Raw genomic sequence first — 24,793 nt, 5'->3', positions numbered from 1 at the left:
TAGCTTACATAAAAATGCAGACAACTTGTGCCTGCATTTTTTTAATAACTGATAGCACGTCGTCTTTGAGTGTTCCAATTATTGATAAACTGGTTGATACCCATTTGGGTCGTTTGATTTGTCCAGCAATCATTATAATAAACGTAATTTTTATCGTAACCCGTTACCACTAAAGCGTGATATGGAAAACCATGGAGCGTATTCCAAGTTACGACGGGATGGCCGATATTGATTTGATATTTAACGGCATTAAAAGTTTGTCCAGTTAAATCTTTGGCTGACCCGGCGTACTTTTCCACAAGACTCATCAATGCTGATGGAAAAATTGTAATTCCTGTTCCGTCCCAAGGTTGTCCGATGTAACCATAGTTTGGATCCCCACTACGAGGCATTTCTCTAGCCATTTGCATTTTATTAACTTTCGCACCGGCATATTGCAACATCATAGTAACGGCAGTAATTTCACATCCGTTTGGTAGTTCTGGTCGTTGTGAAATCAAAGGAACACCCGAGATCCAATCAGCCTGTTTATATTGAGCATTTGCTTCAATGACATAATCTTGTGGTACCCAAGTATCCTTACCAACTTGATACCAATTCTTACCACCAAATTAGGCCTTACTGTTTACTTTCCAACTACTTCCAGTTGGTAAAGTATTTCCTAAATATACTGCCTTATCTCCATAGCCTTGAAAATCATGAACACTGGCACCTTTTTTATAAACCACTGTCACAACTCCGGAGTATGGTTGAGCATAATCCTTATAAGTTCCCGTTGTAGCGTCAACGTATTCAGTTGTAGCCACACGATAATATTGTTTACCATTGGTATTATCAACGCGATGATAATCAGCCCGCCATGCAGTATTAGCCATCAAACGACGGTTGGTAATCAAATTACCATTATTGTCATATAAAGTGACTGTTTGATTACCAATGGTAAAGACACCATTCACCGCTGTATCTTGATATGAATTTTGAACCTGAGTAGCTTGTGTAGTTGCACTTTGTTCCACTTGTGTCTTGTCTGAAGCAGTTTGAGATTGTTCAGTCTGTGTAGAGACATTTTGAGTGTTATTTTGTTTATTTTCTTGAACACTGGTTTGACCCTGAATCTGATCTGTCTCAGTCTTTGAACTACTTTCAACAACATCCCCCGATGTAGTTTTTGCCTGTGTAGCCTGTGAAACTGGTTGTTGTACTTGTTGTGTTGGTTGAGTTTCTTCTTGAACAGTTGTCGTATCAGCTTTAACTACTGTTGTTGACAATAGACAGCTAGATGCAAACAAAGTTGCAAAAAGTAATTGTTTTTTAATCCCCATAATATCCCCTTTCGAAAACAATTATGAGAGAGTTTACATTAAAATTCAATATGAAAAATTGAATACTATTTTTTGTTGGGGGAAGTATGCCGTCCCCCATAGCAAAGCTGATTTTGTGGAATGCGGTGGGCCGACTTGAAGCCTTTTTCAAGACCGGAAAAAGTCTCCAAGCTCGACCTTTGGCTAGGCGCTAAAGCGCCAAGTCAAAATTTCACCACTGAGCCAAATCGGCTTTGCTATTCCGGACTGAATTTTAGTTCCTTTTGTTATTTGCTTTCTGTTCATTTAGAAATATCAATTCTATTCTGATTTGGAATTTGATATTTTAATCAACGTTATTCATCTCCCTATTAAAAATAAAATCGTATCCATTTCAGAATTTACCAAATCAACTGCATAGATCCGAATCCAGTCTGGAACAACAGCTCTGGGAAACGGCATCAAACACCACAAAAAAAGAGCCAAACACTTAACGTATTTGACTCTATCTCTTTATTTTGTAATTTCTTCAACTAGTTTTGCTTGAGCCTGAGCTTGGAACTCTTTTTGGGCTTGTTGCATAACTTGTTTTTGTTGGCTGCTTGTCATGGCAGGATTAGCTTGCATTGCTTTAGCTACTGCTGCCTTAACGTAAGCTTCGCCTTCTTGTTTCATTTGTTGCTTGAATGATTTACTACTCATTTTCTTTTGGAGCTGTTTAGCTTGGGTAGTCGAAAGAACTAACCAGTCTTGACCAACTTTGAAGGTGTTCGTCTGTTTAACGAATTCCTTGTTGTTGTCTGAAATTCCAAACAAGAAAGAGTAAAATCCATTCTTATATTCCCAGCGTGTTGTTTTTTTCGTCAACGTTGCTGATGAATAATCGCCTGTTTTAACAATATTTTTCACGTGTAAATCAGCTTTTGTTGTTTGAGGTTTCTTAGCTTTGGCTGTTGCTGGAGTACGGTAAACATAAACGTTCTCTTTACCACTCGTGCCCAAATCTTTTCTCAATAACAAACTAGCACTCTTTTGAACTGACTGGATTTGTTCTGTCTTTTCAGTCGTAACTTTTTCCATTCCAAAATGATTGTACTCATTTGAAATCAACATTACTAAACCGACAATGAACAAAGCGATGAAGGTAAAACTTAGACCATAACCGACTTTTTTATTTTTGAGGAAGACAGCGAAGAAATAAGCTAGTCCTGCACAAATTAGGATTGAAATTAAGACCATTATTCTTCACCTGCCAATTCTGTCTTTTCGATTTTAATTTCTTTTGACTTAGCACTGTTCTTAACCATAAATGTGATCAAGAATCCGACTAAACAGAAGAAGATGGCAACGCCAAAGGCTGCATGATAACCACTCAATGTAGCACTGAAGAATTTATCTTGGTAAGCCAATGGAGTAGCTTTTAGAACTGATTGTCCGGGTTTCAAATTGTTAGTTACGTTAGTCAAGACACTGACTAAAATAGCTGTACCCATGGAACTGAAGACTTGACGAACTGTGTTATTAACGGCTGTACCGTGACTCATCAAGTTGAATGGCAAAGCGTTCATACCATCAGTTGTAACAGGCATCAAGACCATAGAAATACCAAACATTCGAATCATGTAAAGAACAACGATGTCTAAAACTGGTGTCTGTTTTGTTAAGAACAAGAATGGAATCGTACCAGCTGTTAATAGGAACATTCCCATACGAGCTAAGTCTTTTGGTCCATACTTATCAAATGCATTACCAGTAATTGGACTCATAACACCAATCATCAAAGCACCAGGGAGCAAAGTCAATCCAGAGTGGAAAGCTGACATCCCTTTCACGATTTGAAGGTAAAGTGGTAAGACCATTTCAACACCAACCATCGCCATGTTAGTAACTGATGACAAGGCAGCGGCAATCGCAAATTTCTTTTCAGTAAAGACACGTAATTCCAAGAATGGTTTGTCCATGTGTAATTGACGGTAACCAAACAAGAGAATAAAAATAACACCAACAATGATTGAAGCAATAACAGTCATTGAACCCCAACCGTTATCACCAACGGATGAGAATCCATAAAGGATAGCACCAAAACCTAGTGTTGATTCAACTAGTGACAAGACATCTAACTTAGTGCGATGTGTTTGAATAACAGGACGCATGAAGAAAAATGCTAAAATCAAAACTAAAATAACAATTGGAATGATCATTCCAAAAAGAGCTCTCCACTCAAAGTTATCAATAATGAAACCTGATAATGTTGGTCCAATCGCTGGGGCTAACCCAATAACTAGACCACCTAATCCCATGGCTGCACCACGCTGGTTAGCCGGGAAAATCGACAGCATTACCACTTGCATCAAAGGCATGGTAATACCAACACCAATCGCTTGAATCAAACGTCCAGCCAAGATCACCCAAAATGTTGGAGCCACAAAGGCCATGATCGTACCGACTAAGAACGTCGACATTGCGATAATATATAAAATTTTTGTACTGAAATTATTACTCAACCAAGCGGTAACGGGAATCATAATTCCGTTGACCATCAAGAATCCAGTTGTTAACCATTGAACATCAGAAGTTGTAACGTTGAATTCTTTCATCAAGGTTGGAAAAGCTGTAGTTAAAATTGTACCGTTTAAGACCGTACAAAATGTACCCACAAGAAGCACTAGAACCAATAGATTACGGTTAAAGGGTTTCCCGTGTGCATCCACAATTGCTTTATTATTCGCCATAATAACAATATTCCTCTTCTCTTAATTTATTTAGTTGGTATTTCAATATCATCAAGATTCTTGTAAACCTTCATCAAAATACTATCTAATTCTTTTTGTTCTTCAGAAGTTATGCCTTTAAAAATCATGTCATTACTATCTTGAAAAGCTTCACGAACTTCACCATAAAGTTTCAAGCCTGCGTCAGTAATAGTTACGATTTTCTTACGACGATTGTTAGGATCAGCTTGCCGGGATACAAATCCGCGATCCTCTAGTTTTTTTAAAGCACGAGCTATGCTTGCACCATCGAACAAAGTGATTTCACCGAGCTTATCTTGGGTACATTTACCGCGTTTAAACACAATTGCCAAAAGGATACTTTCAAAAGTATTCAAATCCTCTTTTTTCAAATAACTAGCCGCAATTCGCTTTTTGACCATCGTGTAACGCATGGCAAAACCAACCAAGTTATAATCGTCCACTCTTTCACCTCATTTTCTTTAAAAAAACTTTTGATATTTTAGAACAAAAAATATGCTACACCCCACTCTTGATAAAATCAAGAGTTAAGTATAGCATTTTTCTGTAAAAGCGTTTTTAATTTTCAGAAACTAGTCGAAATAGTTAACACCAATGGCTTTTCTAACTTCAGATAAAGTTTGGTTAGCAACAATATTGGCATTTTCGCTACCTTTTTTAAGAATATCGTAAACACCAGGAATATCTTTTTCGTATTCAGCACGGCGATTACGAATTGGTTCAAGGATTTCTTGTAAAACATCATTTAGATAACGTTTAACTTTCACATCACCCAAACCACCTGCTTGATAGTGTTCCTTTAGTTCAGCAATCTTTTCCTTATCAGTACCGAAGGCATCAAGATATGTGAAAACAGTGTTGCCTTCAATTTTACCAGGATCTTCTACGTGTACGTGATTGGGATCAGTGTACATTGACATAACTTTTTTTGTCACTTCATCGGCTGTATCTGACAAGTAGATACAATTACCTAATGACTTACTCATCTTAGCATTGCCATCGATACCAGGAAGACGTCCTTGACCTTTTGGTGGAAAGACTCCTTCGGGTTCAACTAAAGTATCAACATCATAAGTGTTGTTGAAAGTACGAACGATTTCACGAGTTTGTTCCAACATTGGTTCTTGGTCGTCACCAACTGGAACAGTATCGGCCTTGAAAGCTGTAATATCGGCTGCTTGGCTGACTGGATAAGTTAAGAATCCGGCTGGAATGCTTTGACCAAAGCCTTTTTGCTTAATCTCTGATTTAACAGTTGGATTTCTTTCCAAACGAGAAACGCTGACAAGATCAAGATAATACATCGTTAATTCGTTCAAAGCAGAGATCTGTGATTGAACCAAAATATTAGTTTTGCTTGGGTCGATACCGACTGACAAATAATCGAGTGCAACTTGAATCAAACTGTTACGAACTTTTTGAGGGTCACGAGCGTTATCAGTCAAAGCCTGCATATCAGCAATCATGATAAACATCTTGTACTTACCCTCATTTTGTAACTTAACACGGTTTTTCAATGAACCTAAATAGTGACCAATGTGTAACTTACCTGTGGGACGATCACCTGTTAAAATTGTATTTGTTTTCATGTCTTTTCCTCCATTGATTCACTAAAACAAAATCTGGGTACAAAAAAAGCGCCCATTGTATTACAATAGGACGCTTGCACGTGGTGCCACCTGTTTTGTAGAAATTTTTCTACCACTCTTGGCGCTAAGGGAGCTACCCGTATCCATTTCCTAAAACAAGGTCGATAGCTCTTACAGCCTAGAAGCTATTCTCTGAAAGCAACTACTTGAATTAGTACTTAAAAATGATTATGCTTTAATGTACTCTAATTGCTATTAGCATAATGAAAAAACCACAAATTGTCAACGAGGGGTATTTTTAATGACGATTAATCAATCTAAACAAGACGAACAAAAACGCGTTGATATTGTTGCCGAAAAAATTGACGACAAAATCGAAAAAATTACACAGAGTATTGATCAAGCTCACAAAGAAACTCACCGGATCGAACGAAACTACGGTGAAAATACTAAGGTCAATACTACTGAAGTCGATGACCAAATGGAAACTAACGCTTCTGTTCAACAACAGAAACAATTGGTTGCCTTGGCTGTCGAAAATGAAAACATTTTAAATTCCAATAAATTAAAACTAGAAAACTTACAAGGTTCACCTTACTTTGGTCGTATCGATATCGTGGAAGATGGTGAGCTCGATACACTTTATATCGGAACTTCGACTTTACAAGATGACGATGGAGATTTCTTAATCTATGACTGGCGAGCTCCTGTTTCCGGAATTTATTACAACGGAACTTTAGGAAAAGTGACCTATCCAACTCCTAACGGAACTGCTGAAGTTGAACTCAAGAAAAAACGCCAATTTCAAATCGTTCACAACAAAATCCGCAATATGTTCGATACCAATGAAACGGTTGGCGACGAAATTTTACAGTCAGTTCTAAGTGAATATAGCGACGAATATTTAAAGAATATCGTTGCAACAATTCAGCATGAACAAAACACTATCATCCGTGACACCCGTTCCGATATTTTACTAGTCCAAGGTGTTGCAGGGTCAGGTAAAACTTCAGCTATCCTGCAGCGAGTAGCTTACTTGCTCTATCACTCCCGAGAAACAATGAATGCTGACAACATTGTTTTGTTCTCTCCTAATAAATTATTCAGTAATTATATTTCCGAAGTCCTACCTAGTTTGGGCGAACGAAATATGCGACAAGTGACCCTCAATGAATTTCTTTCTTTGCGCCTGACTGGTGTACAAGTGGAAACCTTGTTCGAGCGTTACGAAAAGGACGAACATAATTTACCAGAAACGACTGTTAAGATGCGTCTTTACAAGGAAAGTGGTGCCTTTTTGGAGAAATTAGAACAACTGGAAAATGATCATCCCCATCACACACCTTATTTTGAGGATGTAATTTTTGAAGGCAAACCATTCTTTACCAAAACAGAAATCGATACGATTTATCAGGCAACTAATCCGGCTTATCACATCCCCGACCGCTTCTTACAAACGAAAAATGCCTTGATCAAGCACCTTCAAAAACGAATTCATCAAGATCGCAATGAAGATTGGGTCCAAGCCGAAATCGACAACTTATCTGATGAAGATTTTCAACAGATCATCACGGACCACAACATCGAGGAATCAACTAACCAACGTGAGATCATCGCTGAAGAATTTCTCAAAGAACGTTACGCTCCAATTTACAATGCTTTGATCAATAACTATTTCTTCAATCCTTATAAAGAATACTTGTTCTTACTCGGAAAACTTGACCAACAACTCGTTTCCGAAAATGTCTGGCAAACGATGATCGAATCGATCGACCACAATATTGAAACTCATAAATTGAGTCTCAGCGATGCCGTTGCAATTCTTTATTTGCGTGACTTTGTGACTGACGGTGGCGTCAATCGCGGTATCCAGCACATCTTTATCGATGAAGTTCAAGATTATACGATGGCTCAACTAAAATACATCGAACACGCTTTTCCTAACGCAAAAATGACCCTTTTAGGTGACCGTTCCCAAGATGTCCTAACTAGTTCCTATCGAAAGAATGACTTAGTAACCGAGGTCAATGAACTTTTTAAAAAGAAACGTATCACTACGATCACTTTGAATCAGAGTTATCGTTCTACTGCCGAAATTACTAACTTCGCTAAGAAACTATTACCACATGGAGATCAGGTCAAAGCCTTTTCTCGTCAAGGTGAAGATCCGGTTATCAAAGTCTTCAACGACAATGATTACTATCATGGTTTAAAAGAAACTGCTAAAGAATTGAATCAAAAATATGAAACCGTGGCGATTTTAGCCCGTAATCAAGCTCAAGCGGAACAAATTTATACTCACTTTAGCGATGAATCAATCGTTACTCTAGTAGATGCCGACTTTCGTTCAATTCCCAAGGGAATTTTGATTTTACCAATTTATTTAGCTAAAGGATTAGAATTCGATGCCGTGATTGGTCACGATATTTCAGCCAAGAACTATCCAGATTCTCGCAGTATCGATGTTTTATATACCATCTGTACCCGAGCAATGCACAGTTTGACTCTGTGTGTGGATAACCAAATCTCACCACTTTTAGAATGTGAACCAAGTGCCTTAATTTCTGTTGATTAACCAAAAATTGGGGACATTTTTATATCGCTTAAAACAAATAGGCCGTGGTAATTAAAAAATTACCACGGCCTATTTGTTTTAAACATGCTCAGTCACACTCTATTTATATAATAATCGTACCTACAATAGCACTGACCATACCAACGAAGATAGCCATTTTTTCATCCTTGGTATACAAGTATGTCAAAGCGTAACACCAACCAAGCGCCATCATCATGAAGAATTGTAGTAGTGAGCCCGGTAAACTGATCAAACCAGCAATCACACCACTCAAGATAATTCCCATGATTGCACTGTAAGCTGAACTATCTCTGAAAAAGTAATTAAAGAAAAATCCTGTTTGAACTAACTGTTGCTGAATAGCTATCACGAAGACATTAGCAATCATGTTAAAGATAAAAACATTTTGATCTGCACTAGCAACATCATCATTCACGAATTTTGGTAATCTACCCGAAATTTGTAAATAACTGACCAAGATTCTCAAGGCACCAGCAATGATAATCATCAAACTAATAAATCCAATGTTAGAAACTAATGAATAAGCAAAACCATCAGCTGTATCAGAAAAAGAATCTTCTTCACGGACATATTTTCTAATCATCAAAAATAACGTTACGATTCCAACAATAAAAAATAAAATAACTATAAAGACGTTCAAACCATTCTTATTTGCCGCATGATTTTTCAACATCAAAGTTACAATAGAAAATACGATCCAAATTAAATATCTAACGAAATCAGTCCCTGGGGATTCTCCTACTCTCATAATAAATTCTTCCAATCAATAAATTTACTTTGTCATTATATCATACGCTAATACTTCATTTTAGTGGCGTTTTACATTAGAATTGAGAGAGTTATTTATGGGGGTTACTTATGAATAAAAAACAACACATATTTTACCTGGATTTCATTCGCGTGATAGCTATTCTGTTAGTTATCTTTATTCACGTTTCCACAGTCGACACTTTAAAACATATTGGAACAACTGATTGGCAAATCATCAAGATGCTCAATTACTTTGCCCACATCAGTGTGCCGATTTTTTTCATGATCTCTGGCGCCTTGATTCTCAACAGTCAAAAGACTTTGTCGCTCTCGTACACTTGGAAAAATAGAATTCCACGGGTAACCATCCCCTTTTTGATCTGGTCGATCATCTTGCCAACTGCGGCCTACTTAACGTCCAACCAAATCAGCAATCACGCATATTGGAATCGATTGAAATTTATCATGAGTAAGCCCACTTCACCAGTCCTTTGGTTCATGTATCCTTTAATCGGGATTTATATTTTATCGCCAATCATTAAAACTTTTGTCGACAATGCCAATATGAAGATGTTGATGTATGTCACCAGTGTTTGGTTAATCACCTGTTCCTTAATCCCTTCAGTCAATGTCATGATGGGAAAAGATATGAAACACGTCTTTCAAATTTCTCCGGTCTCAAGTTTCATGTTAATCGGTGGCTTCGTTGGTTACTATATCCTGGGCTACATCCTCAGCAATATTGATCCCCATAAAATCAGTACACTAGCGTTATTAGTTTTGTTCATCGGAATTGCTACCTTTGGTAATTTCTTCTCCGAATCAGTCCCCAAGACCTTTGATACTAACAACAGCTACTACGTAACTTCACTCTTTATTCCGATAATGTCATTAGCTGCTTTTATTCTCTTACAGAAGTGGGGACTGTGGATAAAATCCAGAAGTGTCAAAGGATTCTTTAAATTCATGTCACCTTTAGTTTTCGGTATCTACTTAATCCACAATCTAGTAGTTTTTTATGTGGAACCATGGTTCTTCAAAAATATCGATCTACGTGGCATCCCAGCAACGTTTGCCAGATATTTTATCGTAATAATAATTTCAACCGTCATTATCTGGTTCTTAAGTTTAATCCCCGGAATTAACTACTTACTAACTGGACACACCAGACGAAAAAAATAACCGACTCCATTTTTGGAATCGGTTATTTCTTTACAACTTAATTAGTCTTTTCTTGGTTTAATCCCTTTTAATAAAAAACCTAAAACAATCAAAAGAATACCAGAAATTGTTGCCAAGATACCAGATGTAGCACCAGTTTGAGGCAATTTAGCAGCATTGTCAGAAGTGTCATTAGCAGGAGTTTGTGATTCATTCTTGTCACTACCAACAACATCAGGCAAGACACCTTCACCTAATTCACTTGAATCATTTGAATCTTCGGAGTTACCTTCTGATCCACCGTTTGTGATGATGTTGCCACCATTGTTTTCTTCTGAATCAGTTTCTTCAGAGTCATTATCTTCATTTTCAGAACCTGTTTCTTCTTCGGATTCGGAGTCTTCATCTTCGTCATCTTTATCAGTATCAGGATCTTTTGAATCTGTACCCTCGTTTCCTTCATTACCGTTGTTGTTATTTTCATCGGGTTCTTCAGGATCTGTGCCTTCATTGTCTTCGTTACCACCGTCAGTATTTTCACCAGGTTCTTCAGGGTCTGTGCCTTCATTGCCTTCGTTAGTATTTTCATCGGGGTTTTTGGGATCAACTAAATTACCATTATCATCAATATCTTTTTCTTCACCTTCATCAGGTTCATCAATATTAGAACCATCATTTTCGTCGGGTTGATCTGGTTCTCCAGGCAACCAATCAACTTCACCAGGGATAGTAACTGGTTTTTCAAACTCAGTTTCAATATCAGAATTATCTTGTAAATCCCATCTATGGGTTTCTCCACCTTGTACATTCACTTTATCAGCAACTATATTTCCATCTAAATTTTGATGAATATTTATAGTTGCATCTGGTGCCAAAATGCTTCCCTGGAATGGTCTATTAATTTCAATATCTCCAGCATATTGATTATTGGATGTTGTACTATCATAAAAGTTCCATAATAGATGGTTATCATCAAAATACTCAGTTTCCTGATTTGGACGTTCTTTGTTATTACCACCGATACCATCATTAAAAATCAACTTAATCTGAGAATTAATATTAAGCGGAGTTTCTCCTTTGGAATCCACGTTAATAATTACAGAGGTTCCTCCTTTATCGGATGAAAGTCCAGCAATAGTTATAGGCGTATCCATTTCTAGTGATTCTTTATCAAGATTAATAATAATTTTATTATTCGTTGGTTCAAATTCTTCTAAATTAATTACACGTTGGTTACGATCAGGAAAATTATCATTTGAAATATTAGCGGTAATATGGCTATCAGCTAAGTTTTGGGAATTTCCTTCAAGTTTCTCCAAATATTTACTAATATCTATATAAACATTTGAACCCTTATCCTGATAAATTTCATCATTGTCCAAGTGATCAATTTTTATATTATTAACACTAGGAAACTTTTCGTTCCCATCACCACTTTCATTTCCTAATTTAACATCATTATTAACACCAAAAATTACTTTGTTATACCTACTGTCGGTTTTACTGACAAATGAACTATTTGCTAAATTATATACATTTTGAATATATGAGATATCTGTATCAACATGACTTTTTGAGTCATTAATTATATTAGTTCCAAAGTTTACGTCACCATAAAGATTTCCAGCAACAACATTTCCATTTGTATGTGCCTTTAACGATGCCTCATTCGCAAAAATATGAAAATTTGAGGCATACCCTAATGGATTATTAGGCTCTTCTTGACCAAAATCATTTTGAATTGTTTTACCATCTTGTACATTATTATTTTCTGATTTTACCAAAGTATTTTGTTTTTGATTACCAGTACTTTGAGTTGATTGCACAGAAGTATTATCAACATCAATACTATTTTGATTATCGACACTTTGAGATTGTACAGAATTACTTTCACTGTCAACACCATTTTGATTACCAGCACTTTGAGTAGTAGCGGCACTATCAGTAGAATTTGAAACCTCGTCAGCTTTAACGTTATTTGCGCTCATCCCCGTTAGTACAACTGCACTAATTGCAACGCACGATAAAGCCCATTTTTTCCCTTTTTTCATTAACATAATTAACTAAAATCTCCCTCGTTGAGTTTAGAATAATTATTATTATCAAATAAAACTGGTAATAATTTTATTTATGAAAATTATTACTCTACTCCAATTTATTGTCAAATAACGATATATTTTATGGTAACTCTACTAGGGAATAGTATGTAAGCCCTTTATTATATGTATTTTAAAGCAGAAAAATAAATCATCATGCTATATATACTATTTTAATTAATTGATTAAATACTATCGATAAAATATTATCCAATAACCTTTCTCTTGTCTCGATTTAAAATCATCAATTGCGAACCACAAAAAACAAAAACTAATCCTGTTAGCAACATATCAATTCCTTTCGAAACTATCGCCACTATTTCAGTAAGTTCCTGATTAATTGCTGGTGATAGTGATAAATAAATAAAAACAACTATCAAAGGAATTGCCACAGCCAAATAAATAATCGTATAGACATAACTTTTGCTAATGATCAGTCCTAAATCTAAATCAAATTGCTGTGTCTGAACATCCATAATATGGAAATGTTTGTCTATCAAAAAAATTAAAACTAATGGATAAAGACAGAATAAAATATTGTAAAAGAATTGCATAATCACTTCTCCGTTTATTTGATAAACCAACAATATCCATTAACGAAATTTTCAGCAATAGCTTTTTGGATTAATTTTATTTAATTACTTTTTATACAAATTGGATTATTAATCATCATTTTTTATTTTATGGAAAATAAAAAAGAACCAGAAACGTTTACTATAAACATTTCCAGTTCCGTATTAGAGCCATCTATCGGATTTGAACCGACGACCTCCACCTTACCATGGTGGCGCTCTACCTCCTGAGCTAAGATGGCAAATCACTTTCTACATTTTACCAAATTACTTACGTGTAGAAAATGGTTTAAATCAAAATGCTTCAATAATTTCTGACAATCCTGTTGCAAAGAAGAAGAATGCTAACAAGAAGACGATAAAGTCACCTGCTAGAACAGGATTAAACAACAAAATTACCGCAAATAATAAGTTCAAAAGTGCCACGATTACAATCAAAATATAATATTTCCGACCGAAGAAATGATAGAACCGGGCCGTGAAGATTTGGAAAACTGCATCCAACAAAAACCAGGTTGCAAACAGATAAACGATGGCAGCTACACCCACTTGAACATGCGAAATAAAAATAATACCAATAATAATATCGACGATTGCACTAAAAATCGTCCAACCACTTCTAACGCCAAGAAATCTAGTCATTTGAGAACCGAACCATAATTGATAAACTCCACGTAAAATTGCAAAAAATCCGAATATTACAGCAATAGTAGACAAACTGCGCAATGGATACCAAATAACTAAATAACCTGCATACAAAGAAATTAGTCCAATAATGAAACCGAACCAATCAAAACGTCGTTTGGGTTCACCCATAAACCTCTCCTCCTTTAATTCCAGTAATCATTTTACCATTTAGAGTTATCAATGTTGAACAATATGCGCTATAATATAAGGGCTAACATAAATATTAGGCTAAACGAAAGGTTGTAAAATTGTCCCCTAACAAAGAAAATTATTTAAAAACTATTTACGAACTAAATTATGATTTCACTAAGATCACTAACAAACGTATTTCTGAAATCATGAACGTTTCTGCACCATCAGTTACTGAGATGCTAAATTCCTTAGCTAGTGAGGGTTATTTGACGCACTCTCCATACAATAAAATTGTTCTAACTCCCAAGGGTAATAAGGTTTCTGAAAAATTAGTGAGAACTCATCGTCTCTGGGAAGTTTTTCTTCATGAATGTCTCAAATATCCGGTTGATAATGTGCACCATAATGCAGATGCTTTGGAACACGCCTCAGATGATGGCCTAATTGACCATTTAAACGATTTTCTCGATCATCCCCAACGTTGTCCCCATGGTGGAATAATTCCCGGTAACGGTCAAGGAGAGACTGATGCTGATGATAAATTGCTCAGTATGATTCCTGACAATACTAAAGTTCAAATCGTTCGTGTTTCTGATAACTACGATTTTCTACAATACTTTGGTAGTTTAAACTTGGAAATTGATGATACGATTACCGTTTTAAAACATGAAAAATTCGATAATTCGTTAGTTGTTGAAAAAAAGGATGGTTCAAAATTGACCATTGGTGCTAAAGCTATCGACTATATTTTCGTTGAACTCAGATAAAAAAAGCCGTGATGAAATTTTATTCATCACGGTTTTTATTTTTCTCATCAGCAATTTTATAATAAAACGATGCCAAAACTAATTGTTCATATGGCTGCAACCAAACCGATAATAATTCATGCGTGAAAGCATTTAGAATCTCCCAGAAGAAGAATTCAACGCAAATGGAAAAGAAAGTCCACTTGTAACCACGCATCACGATCGAACTACGGCTGAAACTTGAAAATGCCATTCGGATAGTCCATGTCCCTTGATCTTTTTGATCATCTCGAAAGACTAAGAAAGCTTGTGAGAAAATCACTAAAAACCAAATTCCCGGAATGACATAAAGCATTAAACCAGCTTCTAAAAACAAGCCGAATAACGCCGTTATGAATAGGACTGGAAAAAAGTAACGTCCTGAAAAAGCTCGTAAACTATCTTTGATTGCATTGATCTCTACATCTGGATTTCGGAATTTATCTACTAAAGCATAGGAAATTCCTACACAGACCATCACAAAGAAGAAAAATAAAGCATAAACAGCAACATTACTTTGCGGTGTCAAGCTCAACATATATTGAGCAGACGACGTTGGATCATTTGCTAAATTTCTCGAAATCTCTTGCAAACGTTGGCTAGCTTGTTCAGGATCAGCCAAGTTAACATTCAAATTCGACATCCAATTATGATAGACTTTCATTCCAAAATAAACTGCTAAAAACCTTAATAAGATTGGAATAATATTCAGTGAAATATTACCCTTAATATCTTTTAAGAAAGCACGATGTGCATCTCTTCTAATCTCTAAAGCTGATATATTGTTCGCGTTATTCATTAATATCCCTCACATTAATAACGCCATTATAACAAAGATGACCGCACACTCCTAACTCAATTGATGGTGATTGGAGCTTTTGTCGTTACAACGGTCAAAAGATTTTGCGCATCAGACTTGATTTGATAAGTTTCACCCTGCTTTTTATCGTTATAACGAACATAACCATTCTCAGAAGTTAAATTCATCCCCTCGACCGTCAAATCCTTAGCATTGAAGCGGCCTGAGCTATACATTCGAAATTCATTCTTGTTCATCATGGTTGTTTTAGAAATTGAAATTTTACTGTGATTAGCCATTGCTTTTAACGTATCAAAATTTGATTCCTTTACTATCAAATCAGACTCGTCCATGTTGATATTAGACTTTAAAAAAGTAACATTATTTGCTTCAATACGTGAATAGGCGTTAGCAACAATATTAGCATTATTCAATTTTGTATTGATCAAAGTCAAATTGGTATCATACATGTTCAATTTTTTAACATTGTTGACCGTTACATCACTCATATAAATATTAGAGTCATAATCCATATCTTTCACAGATTTAACCAGATCTTCTATCGTTACATCGTTCATTCGAATATAACCATTGGAAAGTCTAATATGAACATTGTTCAATGATTTATCCATTGGTACAGTGATCGTCACGTGTGCCCGATTTATTGCATCTACTCCAACACCGACAGTCCCATTTTTTTGTGTTTGTCCAGTAACCGTTAAAGTATCATCATGTTGTTCGTGGGTAGGTAGTGACGACTTATCACCAGCCATACGAATTTTATAACGATCACCTAGTCGAATATTGACATCCATGTCTTTGCCTTCGATATAAATATTCTTAAAATCATTCAAGGGATCAGTTTGATCAATCTTTGTAACGACTTGAAAACCATGATTCCAAACGACTAATTTATTACCACCCATAATAAATCCGCCAAGTAACAACAAACCACCGACAATTAGTAAATAAAAACCGGTTACGAAATACTTACGCATTTTTTTGTTCCCCTTTCATCGGAGTTTTTCGACCGTGAAGTAATTTCTTTCCTAACCAGCGGAAGAAGATAACAATCACGCTAAAGAACCACTTAAATAACGCAATCGTAATTGGTATTAGGAAGAAATCTACTCCTAAAACTAATAAACCTATCCCAACATAGAAAATTGCGGTTGGGAACGATTGAAAAATGACCCAAAGCCCCATGAAGATCAAGCCTATTCCGACAATCACTGAAGCAGCAACTAAAAAGAGGAATAATAAAATAAAGAATATTCCTAGACCAACGACTAGTGCCAACATCAAAATAATCACTAAAGCAATTGGAATCGCTACTGGAGATGCCATCAGAGCGAGCAAAACTAAGCCAATCATCGCTAAATTTTTCTTAGCACGTTCATTGCCTGATAATTGACCATTATTAACATTTTGATAATTTTCTTCAGACATTTTAATCGAATAGTCTGTTAAAACTTTCCGAGCTAAATTTTTGGGTGTCCCCAATTCATTGATAATCGCATCTGAAGTTTGTAAATTAGCATCCGCAATATATTCACGATAAAATTCAACAACATCGTTTTGCTCTGCTTCGCTCAGCTGATGTAAATAGATTTTAAATTCATCAATATAAGCATCTATTACTTTATTTTTCATTATTCCCCTCCAAGATAGAATCAGTGGCATCTTTTAGATTTTGCCAATTCTTCTTAATTTGTTCCAGTTGCTCCACACCTAAATCAGTAATTTTATAATAGCGACGGTTGCGACCTTCATAAGCCTCATCGTAAGTACTCAACCAGCCTTCCTTTTTTAAGCGACGTAAGATGGGATACATTGTGGATTCTGAAATTGGGAATGACTTTTTAACTTCCCGTGTTATCGCGTATCCGTAATAATCTTCTCTCGTGAGCAGAGCTAAAACAGAACCTTCAAGAATCTCAGTTGATACCTGAATTGCCATAATATCTCCTCATTTCCGTTATATTATACGTCGTATAATATCATTTCATAAATAATATTATGATACTTTATAGTATATGTCAATTTTTAAACAAAAATACTTGACATTAGTTTTCAGAGGACGTACGATAATTTCAACATTTTAAAACAAAAATACTTGACATTAGTTTTCAGAGGACGTACGATAATTTCAACATTTTAAAACAAATATAAAAACGACGACAGAAGAGTAATTGAGTAAACTGGTCCAGAGAGTCAACGTTGGTGGAAGTTGTCCCAGTCCTTGATGAAACACATCTGTAAGTTGAATGATTGAAATACAGTAGGTCATTTCGGTAGCACCGTTAAAGCTGAAGTTCTTGTAACTTCATGAGTCTAGTATCGTGAGATATTAGAAATCAGAGGTGGTACCGCGAAAATTCGCCCTCTTGGTCAATTTGACCGAGAGGGTTTTTCTTTTTTTAAGTACGACTGTTACAAGAACTTCTTGAGGTCGATATCGTGAGGTATCGACAAATTAAGGTGGAACCACGTTTAAACGTCCTTTAGCAACTTTGCTAGAGGACGTTTTTTTATATTTGAAAGGGGAATTAATTATGATCAATTATATTTTTGAAATTTTACCATCGTTATTGAGTGGTACGATGATGACTTTAAAAATTTTCTTTTGGACTTTGATTTGTTCATTGCCATTAGGAATCTTAGTTTCATTAGGGAGAAGTTCTAAATTTAAACCACTAAGTTGGCTGATCTCATTTTATATTTGGGTAATGCGAGGAACACCTTTGTTACTTCAACTGATCTTCGTTTTCTATGGCTTACCAAATATGCCATTCTTCCCAATCGTGTTTGAACGATACGATGCAGCTCTTTTTGCTTTCATTCTCAACTACACTGCTTACTTCGCTGAAATCTTCCGCAGTGGCTTTGGAGCAATCGACAATGGTCAATTCGAAGGTGCTAAAGTACTTGGATTAAATTATTGGCAGACGATTCGCACAATCATCATCCCTCAAATGGTCAAAATAGTTCTCCCTTCAATCGGTAATGAAGTCATTAACTTAGTCAAAGATTCATCGTTAGTTTACGTTATCGGATTAGGCGATCTACTTCGAGCCGGAAATATTGCCAGTTCACGAGATGTTACATTGTTGCCTCTCGTCTTAGTCGGCGTTATTTATTTACTGTTAACACTAGTCTGCACTTGGCTACTCAAAGTCCTCGAAAAACGCTTCAGTTACTACCGTTAGGAGATAAAAATTATGTTGAAATTAGAAAATATCACTAAAAGTTTCGATGGCAAGACCATCCTGAATAACCTAAATTTAGAAGTCAAAGATAACTCCATCTTGAGTATCGTTGGTCCTAGCGGTGCTGGTAAAACAACTTTGTTGCGTTGCATCGCTGGTTTGGAAAAAATAGATTCTGGAACCTTCGTTTTAAACAATCACCCATTTGATCCCTACAATGAATCAGAAAAGGAACGAGTCGTTGGTGTCGTCTTCCAAGATTTCAATCTATTTCCACATTTGTCGGTGATGGAAAATATCGCCTTAGCCCCCAAATTAGTTTTGAAACAAGACAAAACTACTATTCAAAAAAATGTCACTAAACTATTAGCCCAACTAGGACTAACTTCATTAAAAGACCAATATCCATTCGAACTATCTGGCGGACAAAAGCAACGAGTCGCTATCGCCCGAGCACTTGCAATGCAACCACAAATTCTTTGTTATGACGAACCAACTTCTGCGCTCGATCCAAGTCTACGTGACACCGTAGCTCAAGTTATTTTGGATTTGAAAAAAACTGGTATTACTCAAATCGTCATCACCCATGATCCTGATTTTGCCAAAAAGATTGCCGATCAATTGCTTGAAGTCAAACCACTTAATAATTAATCGAAGGGGGATTAATAGTATGAAGAAAAAAATTTTAATATTCATTGCGCTCTTATTCTTTGCCCTTGGATTATCTGGCTGTTCAACTAGTCAAAAGTCAGTCGCTCAGCAAGCAAACACTGCCGATACTTGGTCGCACATCAAAAAAAGAGGTCGAGTCATCATCGGTTTAGACGATACCTTTGTTCCAATGGGCTTTCGTGAAAAGAATGGTCAATTAGTCGGTTACGATATTGATTTGGCCAAAGCAGTCTTTAAAGAGTACGGTATTGAAGCTGACTTTCAACCAATTGATTGGAATATGAAAGAAACTGAACTTAGAAATCGGACGATTGATTTAATTTGGAACGGCTACACCATCACTCCTGAACGGAAAAAGCAACTAGCCTTTTCCCGACCTTACATGGCTAACCGACAAGTTTTAGTAACCAAAACTAAAGAGAACATCACTACTTTTAAGGGTATGCAAGGTAAAACTCTCGGTGTTCAGACTAGTTCTTCAGGTGCTAGTTTGTTAGATCAAAAACCAACTATGTTAAAGAATTACATAAAAAATAGGACGCCTGTCTTATACGATTCTTTCAATAATGCTTTGATGGATTTAGATAATAACCGTATCCAAGGACTGCTGATCGATAGTGTTTATGCAGGTTACTACATCAGTAAAGAAAAGGACCCTGCTTCCTACCGCACCGTCAGTGGTGGTTTCACTGGCGAAGATTTTGCCGTTGGGATGCGTAAAGGCGACAAAACTCTAAAGAAGAAAATTGATCAAGGATTACAACAATTGGCTAATAATGGAACTTTACAAAAGATAAATAAGAAATGGTTTGGTAATTCTGATAATTCATTAATTACACCTACCAACAAAAAAAGCAGCGACTAAATTTAGTCACTGTTTTTTAATTCCATTTGCACAAAGGGATCAATAATACTATCTAAAAGTGTTTTATTTCGTAGTTGTTCAACCCATTTAGGATTTATTTGGTCGTTAGGATACATACAACTGGCCAAAGTTGCTGTAATACTGGCAATGGTATCCGTATCATCACCTAAATTGACCGCTAAAAGAACCGCCTCATCAACCGAAGTAGCATTCAGAGCACACCACAAACAGGCCTGCAACGTATCAACCACGTATCCTGTCGACTTAATATCTTGCCGATTGGTCTGCTTAAATTTTGGTTGAAAAATATCAGCAAATTCAGTGAATTCATTCCATTCTTCAGAGTAATCCTGTAAATTACTTTCTAAGTGATTTGGTAATTTTTTGAGAATTTCCGTTAAATGCTCTCCATTTAAAAGAAAATGCAAAATTTCTAGGTAGATGAAACTAGCCATCACGCTTCGAGGATGCCGGTGAGTCAGACAAGTGTAATTTCTCGTCAGTTCTAACCGCTGTGCTGTTTTCCCAACTTTACGCAAATGAATTGCCAAAGGTGCTAAACGCATCAAAGCACCATTGCCGTTGGCATAGACACTAGGATCACCGCATTTTAAAGCTGGATAGTTATTGATTGACCAATTGCGAATCGCCTTGGCGCAACCTTGACCGATTCCAAAGGCCTCACCATCTGGGGTATATTGATTTCTAAACATATAATTCTCAAATTTTTGCATCAACTGCTCATAATCCCCATGCTCTACCAAATTCTCCATCAGTGGCAAAGTAAATGAAGTATCATCAGACCAGCTACCAGGTTTTTGTTCCCAAGTCCCACCGCTAGTCATTTTATCAATGTAATAAGTGTCACGCTTTTTAAATTCTACCGGAACTCCAAGTGCATCTCCGACAACTGCTGCATATAAAATGTTTTTTAAGTTGTACAAGTTATCACTCCTAAAAAAATACTGAGGTCAAAATTGGCCTCAGTTGATATTTAATAGATTTTAGAATCCCATCTATAGCACGTAGTCCCTAGAATATCAATAGAATGAAAGCTAAAAAAATACCGAACACTGCCAGCAAATTAACTCTCTTTCTATCGTCATGAACTTTTTTTAATTTATTTCTGTCCATAATATCATTCCTCCGTGCCACTTTTGTTATAACATCATCTTTGTCCCCTGAAAAGATACTTTAATAAAAACTTTTATTAGTTTTTCAAATTAAAATACATTTTAAACTTATTATTTGAAATCACAATGGAATTTTCATGAAATTTTTAATTATTTCAGTATAATTGGTATATAAACACAAAGGAGCTTTTTTTAACATTATGGAAAAAAAGAATCGAGTATATTTAGCCGGGCCCTTTTTTAGCGACAACCAAATCAAACGTTTGGATGAAATTGAAAAACTTTTAGCTGCTAATCCAACTATTGGGGACATTTTCCGACCTGGCAAGGACGAATACTCCAATGCAAAAATGGGATCTTTCGAATGGCAAACTGCCGTTTATAAACATGATATCAACAATATCAATGTGTCTGATGTTGTAGTCGCAATGTTAGATTACAAAATAGAAGAAAACGAAATGGAACCTGATTCCGGAACGATGTGGGAATGCGGTTATGCCGTAGCTAACAATGTTCCAGTTATCGGCGTCAGAAACATTACCGATGAACCATTGAACTTAATGTTAGCTGGGAGTTTAACAGCTTTCTTCAATGGCCATGAAAGTATTCAAGAAATTAAAAATTATGATTTCAATACTTTAATGACTAGATATGAAAACGTGAAGGTACTTTAGGAGGAAATAATGTCACAAGTAACACAACGAACAGAAAAATCGATTATTACAGCAATGATTTCATTGTTACAAAAAAAGCCGTTTGAAAAGATTACTGTTGGCGACATTTGTGACGAGGCGTTAATTAATCACAGTACCTTTTATCGTTACTTTACTGACAAATACTCCTTGTTACACGCTGTCTTTTCTTACTTATTAGATGATTTATTGAATAATACATCTAATGCCAAAACAATCGTTTATCAAATTGCTGATTTCATGGAAAAAAATAGCAATTTTATGCATCATATTTCACCTCAATACCAAACTAAGGCTAATCTTTATCCTGAGTTTCGTAGTATTTTAAGGGATATTGTCAAAACTAAGAGTAAAGATCCTGCCAGCCAAAACGATCCATTGATCAAGATGATTACTGAATCCGATACACCCGAGTTGATGATCAGTTTCATTGTTGGTGGATTGATTGGACTCGTTGAGTATTTGGAAGACAACGACTTCAATGTTTCTTACGATAAGTTTATTGAGTTTACTGGGAATTTCTTTACTAAATGGAGTGAATAATAGTTTTTTTGAGGGATAGTGGAAGTATGCCGTCCTCCATAGCAAAGCCGATTTTGGCTGGAACGATGTGGGCACAACTGAGCCAAATCGACTTTGCTATTCCGGACTGAATTTCACTCTCTTTGGTTATTTGCCTTCCATTTGTTTAAGGATAGTGATTCTATTCCGATTTAAAATTTAGTATTTTAATTAGGCATTGTCACTCCCATAATAAAAATAAGAGTTAATGAAAATAAAGGAAGAGGATTTTATTAGATCTTAGCAGATTACTGTGATTCTAATAAAATCCTCTATTGTTTTTTCTATCAATTTGATCAACTTAGGAATTAAAGGTCTATAACGTATCCAGACTATAAATGAAATTTTCCCTTGTCCAGAATAGAATTGTATCCATTCTAGAATTTACAAAATCAACCGCATAGATTTACACCTCCAGTCTTCCACCAATCAACACAACCAAATAAAAAAACAAAATTGTTCCCAATCTCATACTGTTCTAAAATATAACTATGTTGTGAGGGGGGAAAATATGTCTACTAAAAAATCACAAACTTGGTTCTTGATCAGTATGATGTTGATTGCTGCTAACTTGCGTCTGCCGATTATGATCATTCCACCACTTTTGAATACGATTGAAAATCAACTGGGAATTCCTAAATCAATGGTTGGATTGATTACTTCGATTCCATTGATCACTTTTGCTGTCTTGTCACCAATTATCGTCAAGATTGCAAAAAAATGGGGAAACGAATTAACGATTTTTGTCTTCTTCCTAATCTTAATTGCTGGAAGTTACCTACGAATCATTCCCACTGCTTTTTCATTAATGTTTGGGACTTTTCTCGTTGGAGTGGGAATTGACAGTGGTAATGTTTTAGTTCCCGCTGTTATCAAGGACCAAATGCCTGATCAAATTCCTTTGGGAACTAGTCTCTACACTTTATCGATGTTGTTGATTGGTGCGATTGGAACTGCCCTTTCTGGAGTTTTTATTACTAAAATCAGTCTTCAAAGTACTCTAGCAATTTTGTCCGTGATGGGAATTGTCGCCACAATTTTTTGGATTCCGCGTTTGAAAACTAATCAAAAAACTAAAGAACAGATCACGACTAAAAACTATCGAAGTGTTTGGAATCAGAATTTGGGCTGGCTGATCACGGCCTTCTTCGGCTTACAGTCAATCGTTTATTACTCTTTTATCACTTGGTTACCATCACTTTTGCAAAGCCACGGCATTTCAACAATTGCTTCTAGTAATTTATTGACGTTGTTACAGTTAAGTGGTCTACCTTGTTCCTTTATCGTACCCTTCTTGTCAGTTAAAAAAGGTGGCATGAAAAAACTTTTGATCATGTTGTGCTTAGGTTATGCTGTTTCACCACTTGGATACCTTTTGCCCAGTGAAAATATTGTTTTTCTAACTATCATCACTATATTGACAGGCTTTGGATCCGGATTAGCGTTCAACATGGCCGTGATCTTCTTCACCGAAAAAACGACCAATCCTTATCAGACCGCTGAAGTTTCGGGAATGGCTCAATCAGCTGGATATTTACTAGCAGCCGTGGGCCCAACCCTCTTTGGTATAATTCAAACCCAAACTAACTCTTGGAATTTGATCATTATCATCTTGATTGCCTTGTCAATTTTGCTGACGACTTCCGGGATTTTTATTGCACGTCACTCACCAATTAAAGAATAGGAGTATTTATAATGAAATATTTATTTTTCGATTTTGATGGCACTATTGCCGACACTCAAAAAGGTACTATTGAAGCTTTGCAACACATGGCTCAAGAACTCGACTTAAAAGATTTAGGCACTGATACTTATAGGAAGTTTATCGGCCCAGCTCTTGGAGAAAGCTTGGCTAAGTTTTACCCTGATTTATCCCCATCACGCTACCAAGCAGCGATGACTTCTTATGATGAGTACTACAAAAATAACAGTTTATATGACCTAACTTTGTATCCCCAGATTGCTGATGTGTTGGCAGCCTTAAAATCCGACGGCTATCAACTTTATATTTCTTCAGCCAAGACTGAATCTCTCATTAAAAAATTGATTCCTTATTTAAAATTAAATCAATACTTTGATGGACTTTTCGGGGCTTCAGAGGATCAAGTTACTCGTTCAAGTAAAGCCGACATTTTAAAATATGCACTAGAAAGCGTCAAAGCCACTGCCGATGAATCAGTAATTGTAGGTGATCGGGCAACTGACATTTTAGGTGGTATCGCTAATCACGTCCACACCTTGGGAATTACCTATGGATTCGGATCTTATGCAGAACTTAAAGCTGCAGGTGCGGAATCAATTTTAGAAGATCCCACTGAAATTCCATCAGAAATCAGAACTTTTTAAATTTTCTCCTTGCTATGAAACGGGTTCGATAAGTTAGTATAAGCATTGTAAAGAGAGTTAGACATGTCGAAGCTCCTTGTTAATAAGACAAGGG

25 protein-coding genes, 1 tRNA gene and 1 other annotated feature are annotated in these 24,793 nt (G+C 36.1%); of the genes, 10 read left to right on the top strand and 16 right to left on the bottom strand.

Features of this window, described 5'->3' with window-relative positions:
* Positions 1-41: 41 nt before the first annotated feature.
* The 6 genes from U8521_RS07235 to trpS all read right to left on the bottom strand — a co-directional run bounded on the left by U8521_RS07235 (position 42) and on the right by trpS (position 5,643).
* The gene (locus U8521_RS07235; RefSeq protein ID WP_334352327.1) at positions 42-500 is read right to left on the bottom strand and encodes a C39 family peptidase; all 459 of its coding nucleotides are present in this window, start codon (positions 498-500) and stop codon (positions 42-44) included.
* 111 nt (positions 501-611) lie between these two features.
* Positions 612-1,322, bottom strand: coding sequence for a hypothetical protein (locus U8521_RS07230; protein ID WP_334352326.1), 711 nt, complete (start codon positions 1,320-1,322; stop codon positions 612-614).
* Positions 1,323-1,814: 492 nt separating this feature from the next.
* The gene (locus U8521_RS07225; RefSeq protein ID WP_334352325.1) at positions 1,815-2,540 is read right to left on the bottom strand and encodes a DUF4811 domain-containing protein; all 726 of its coding nucleotides are present in this window, start codon (positions 2,538-2,540) and stop codon (positions 1,815-1,817) included.
* The gene (locus tag U8521_RS07220; protein ID WP_334352324.1) at positions 2,540-4,033 is read right to left on the bottom strand and encodes an MDR family MFS transporter; all 1,494 of its coding nucleotides are present in this window, start codon (positions 4,031-4,033) and stop codon (positions 2,540-2,542) included. The genes U8521_RS07225 and U8521_RS07220 overlap by 1 nt, the downstream gene beginning before the upstream one ends.
* Positions 4,034-4,059: 26 nt before the next feature.
* Positions 4,060-4,497, bottom strand: a complete 438-nt coding sequence (locus U8521_RS07215; protein WP_334331780.1) for a MarR family winged helix-turn-helix transcriptional regulator — start codon at positions 4,495-4,497, stop codon at positions 4,060-4,062.
* A gap of 129 nt (positions 4,498-4,626) precedes the next feature.
* Entirely contained in the window at positions 4,627-5,643 is a 1,017-nt protein-coding gene (gene trpS / locus U8521_RS07210; RefSeq protein ID WP_334331781.1) for a tryptophan--tRNA ligase, read from the bottom strand.
* 301 nt (positions 5,644-5,944) lie between these two features.
* On the opposite strand from trpS, the gene helD reads away from it, so the two are divergent.
* Positions 5,945-8,218, top strand: coding sequence for an RNA polymerase recycling motor HelD (gene helD / locus U8521_RS07205; protein WP_334352323.1), 2,274 nt, complete (start codon positions 5,945-5,947; stop codon positions 8,216-8,218).
* Between the two features lie 103 nt (positions 8,219-8,321).
* On the opposite strand, the gene U8521_RS07200 is transcribed toward helD, so the two are convergent.
* The gene (locus U8521_RS07200) at positions 8,322-8,987 is read right to left on the bottom strand and encodes a CPBP family glutamic-type intramembrane protease (RefSeq protein WP_334331783.1); all 666 of its coding nucleotides are present in this window, start codon (positions 8,985-8,987) and stop codon (positions 8,322-8,324) included.
* A 110-nt stretch (positions 8,988-9,097) separates the two neighbouring features.
* Here U8521_RS07200 and U8521_RS07195 point away from each other — a divergent pair, with 110 nt between their 5' ends.
* On the top strand, positions 9,098-10,171 hold the full coding sequence (locus tag U8521_RS07195) for an acyltransferase (protein ID WP_334352322.1): 1,074 nt from the start codon (positions 9,098-9,100) through the stop codon (positions 10,169-10,171).
* Between the two features lie 41 nt (positions 10,172-10,212).
* Here the strand turns inward: U8521_RS07195 and U8521_RS07190 are convergent, their stop codons facing one another.
* The 4 genes from U8521_RS07190 to U8521_RS07175 form a co-directional block, all read right to left on the bottom strand.
* Positions 10,213-12,207 carry a collagen-binding domain-containing protein gene (locus U8521_RS07190; protein WP_334352321.1) on the bottom strand — a complete coding sequence of 665 codons (1,995 nt, stop codon included), beginning with the start codon at positions 12,205-12,207 and terminating at the stop codon, positions 10,213-10,215.
* 245 nt (positions 12,208-12,452) lie between these two features.
* Positions 12,453-12,800: a hypothetical protein gene (locus U8521_RS07185; RefSeq protein ID WP_334352320.1), complete on the bottom strand. Its 348-nt coding sequence runs from the start codon at positions 12,798-12,800 to the stop codon at positions 12,453-12,455.
* 187 nt (positions 12,801-12,987) lie between these two features.
* A tRNA-Thr gene (locus U8521_RS07180) sits at positions 12,988-13,060 on the bottom strand.
* Positions 13,061-13,112: 52 nt separating this feature from the next.
* Positions 13,113-13,634 (bottom strand): DUF308 domain-containing protein, encoded by a 522-nt coding sequence (locus U8521_RS07175; RefSeq protein ID WP_334352319.1) that lies wholly within the window; start codon positions 13,632-13,634, stop codon positions 13,113-13,115.
* Positions 13,635-13,753: 119 nt separating this feature from the next.
* On the opposite strand from U8521_RS07175, the gene U8521_RS07170 reads away from it, so the two are divergent.
* Positions 13,754-14,404 (top strand): metal-dependent transcriptional regulator, encoded by a 651-nt coding sequence (locus tag U8521_RS07170; RefSeq protein WP_334331788.1) that lies wholly within the window; start codon positions 13,754-13,756, stop codon positions 14,402-14,404.
* 19 nt (positions 14,405-14,423) lie between these two features.
* Here U8521_RS07170 and U8521_RS07165 read toward each other — a convergent pair whose 3' ends face one another.
* Genes U8521_RS07165 through U8521_RS07150 form a run of 4 tightly spaced genes read right to left on the bottom strand, consistent with a single transcriptional unit; the run spans position 14,424 to position 17,181 of the window.
* Positions 14,424-15,221: a DUF975 family protein gene (locus U8521_RS07165; protein WP_334352318.1), complete on the bottom strand. Its 798-nt coding sequence runs from the start codon at positions 15,219-15,221 to the stop codon at positions 14,424-14,426.
* A 56-nt stretch (positions 15,222-15,277) separates the two neighbouring features.
* Positions 15,278-16,219, bottom strand: a complete 942-nt coding sequence (locus U8521_RS07160) for a DUF4097 family beta strand repeat-containing protein (protein WP_334352317.1) — start codon at positions 16,217-16,219, stop codon at positions 15,278-15,280.
* Positions 16,212-16,874, bottom strand: coding sequence for a DUF1700 domain-containing protein (locus U8521_RS07155; RefSeq protein ID WP_334331791.1), 663 nt, complete (start codon positions 16,872-16,874; stop codon positions 16,212-16,214). The genes U8521_RS07160 and U8521_RS07155 overlap by 8 nt, the downstream gene beginning before the upstream one ends.
* Positions 16,864-17,181: a PadR family transcriptional regulator gene (locus U8521_RS07150; protein ID WP_334331792.1), complete on the bottom strand. Its 318-nt coding sequence runs from the start codon at positions 17,179-17,181 to the stop codon at positions 16,864-16,866. Before U8521_RS07150 ends, U8521_RS07155 begins: the two co-directional genes overlap by 11 nt.
* Positions 17,182-17,389: 208 nt before the next feature.
* Positions 17,390-17,611, top strand: a binding site (T-box leader).
* A gap of 165 nt (positions 17,612-17,776) precedes the next feature.
* On the opposite strand from U8521_RS07150, the gene U8521_RS07145 reads away from it, so the two are divergent.
* The 3 genes from U8521_RS07145 to U8521_RS07135 are packed head-to-tail and all read left to right on the top strand — an operon-like array spanning position 17,777 to position 19,967.
* Positions 17,777-18,430 carry an amino acid ABC transporter permease gene (locus U8521_RS07145; RefSeq protein WP_334352316.1) on the top strand — a complete coding sequence of 218 codons (654 nt, stop codon included), beginning with the start codon at positions 17,777-17,779 and terminating at the stop codon, positions 18,428-18,430.
* Positions 18,431-18,442: 12 nt separating this feature from the next.
* On the top strand, positions 18,443-19,081 hold the full coding sequence (locus U8521_RS07140) for an amino acid ABC transporter ATP-binding protein (RefSeq protein ID WP_334352315.1): 639 nt from the start codon (positions 18,443-18,445) through the stop codon (positions 19,079-19,081).
* A 19-nt stretch (positions 19,082-19,100) separates the two neighbouring features.
* On the top strand, positions 19,101-19,967 hold the full coding sequence (locus tag U8521_RS07135; protein WP_334352314.1) for an amino acid ABC transporter substrate-binding protein: 867 nt from the start codon (positions 19,101-19,103) through the stop codon (positions 19,965-19,967).
* Between the two features lie 2 nt (positions 19,968-19,969).
* Here U8521_RS07135 and U8521_RS07130 read toward each other — a convergent pair whose 3' ends face one another.
* A complete protein-coding gene (locus tag U8521_RS07130; protein ID WP_334352313.1) occupies positions 19,970-20,911 on the bottom strand; it encodes an ADP-ribosylglycohydrolase family protein in 942 nt (313 codons plus the stop codon).
* A gap of 389 nt (positions 20,912-21,300) precedes the next feature.
* On the opposite strand from U8521_RS07130, the gene U8521_RS07125 reads away from it, so the two are divergent.
* The 4 genes from U8521_RS07125 (at position 21,301) to U8521_RS07110 (ending at position 24,699) form a co-directional block, all read left to right on the top strand.
* Complete coding sequence (locus U8521_RS07125) at positions 21,301-21,774, top strand: nucleoside 2-deoxyribosyltransferase (RefSeq protein WP_334331797.1); 474 nt, start codon at positions 21,301-21,303, stop codon at positions 21,772-21,774.
* A 9-nt stretch (positions 21,775-21,783) separates the two neighbouring features.
* Complete coding sequence (locus U8521_RS07120; RefSeq protein ID WP_334331798.1) at positions 21,784-22,335, top strand: TetR/AcrR family transcriptional regulator; 552 nt, start codon at positions 21,784-21,786, stop codon at positions 22,333-22,335.
* A 529-nt stretch (positions 22,336-22,864) separates the two neighbouring features.
* A complete protein-coding gene (locus U8521_RS07115; RefSeq protein WP_334352312.1) occupies positions 22,865-24,037 on the top strand; it encodes an MFS transporter in 1,173 nt (390 codons plus the stop codon).
* Positions 24,038-24,048: 11 nt separating this feature from the next.
* On the top strand, positions 24,049-24,699 hold the full coding sequence (locus U8521_RS07110; RefSeq protein ID WP_334352311.1) for an HAD hydrolase-like protein: 651 nt from the start codon (positions 24,049-24,051) through the stop codon (positions 24,697-24,699).
* Positions 24,700-24,793 lie beyond the last annotated feature (94 nt).

Source organism: Companilactobacillus miaonis (assembly GCF_036913615.1).
In the GTDB taxonomy this organism is placed as follows: domain Bacteria; phylum Bacillota; class Bacilli; order Lactobacillales; family Lactobacillaceae; genus Companilactobacillus.
This window is presented reverse-complemented; position numbering and strand designations above follow the sequence as displayed.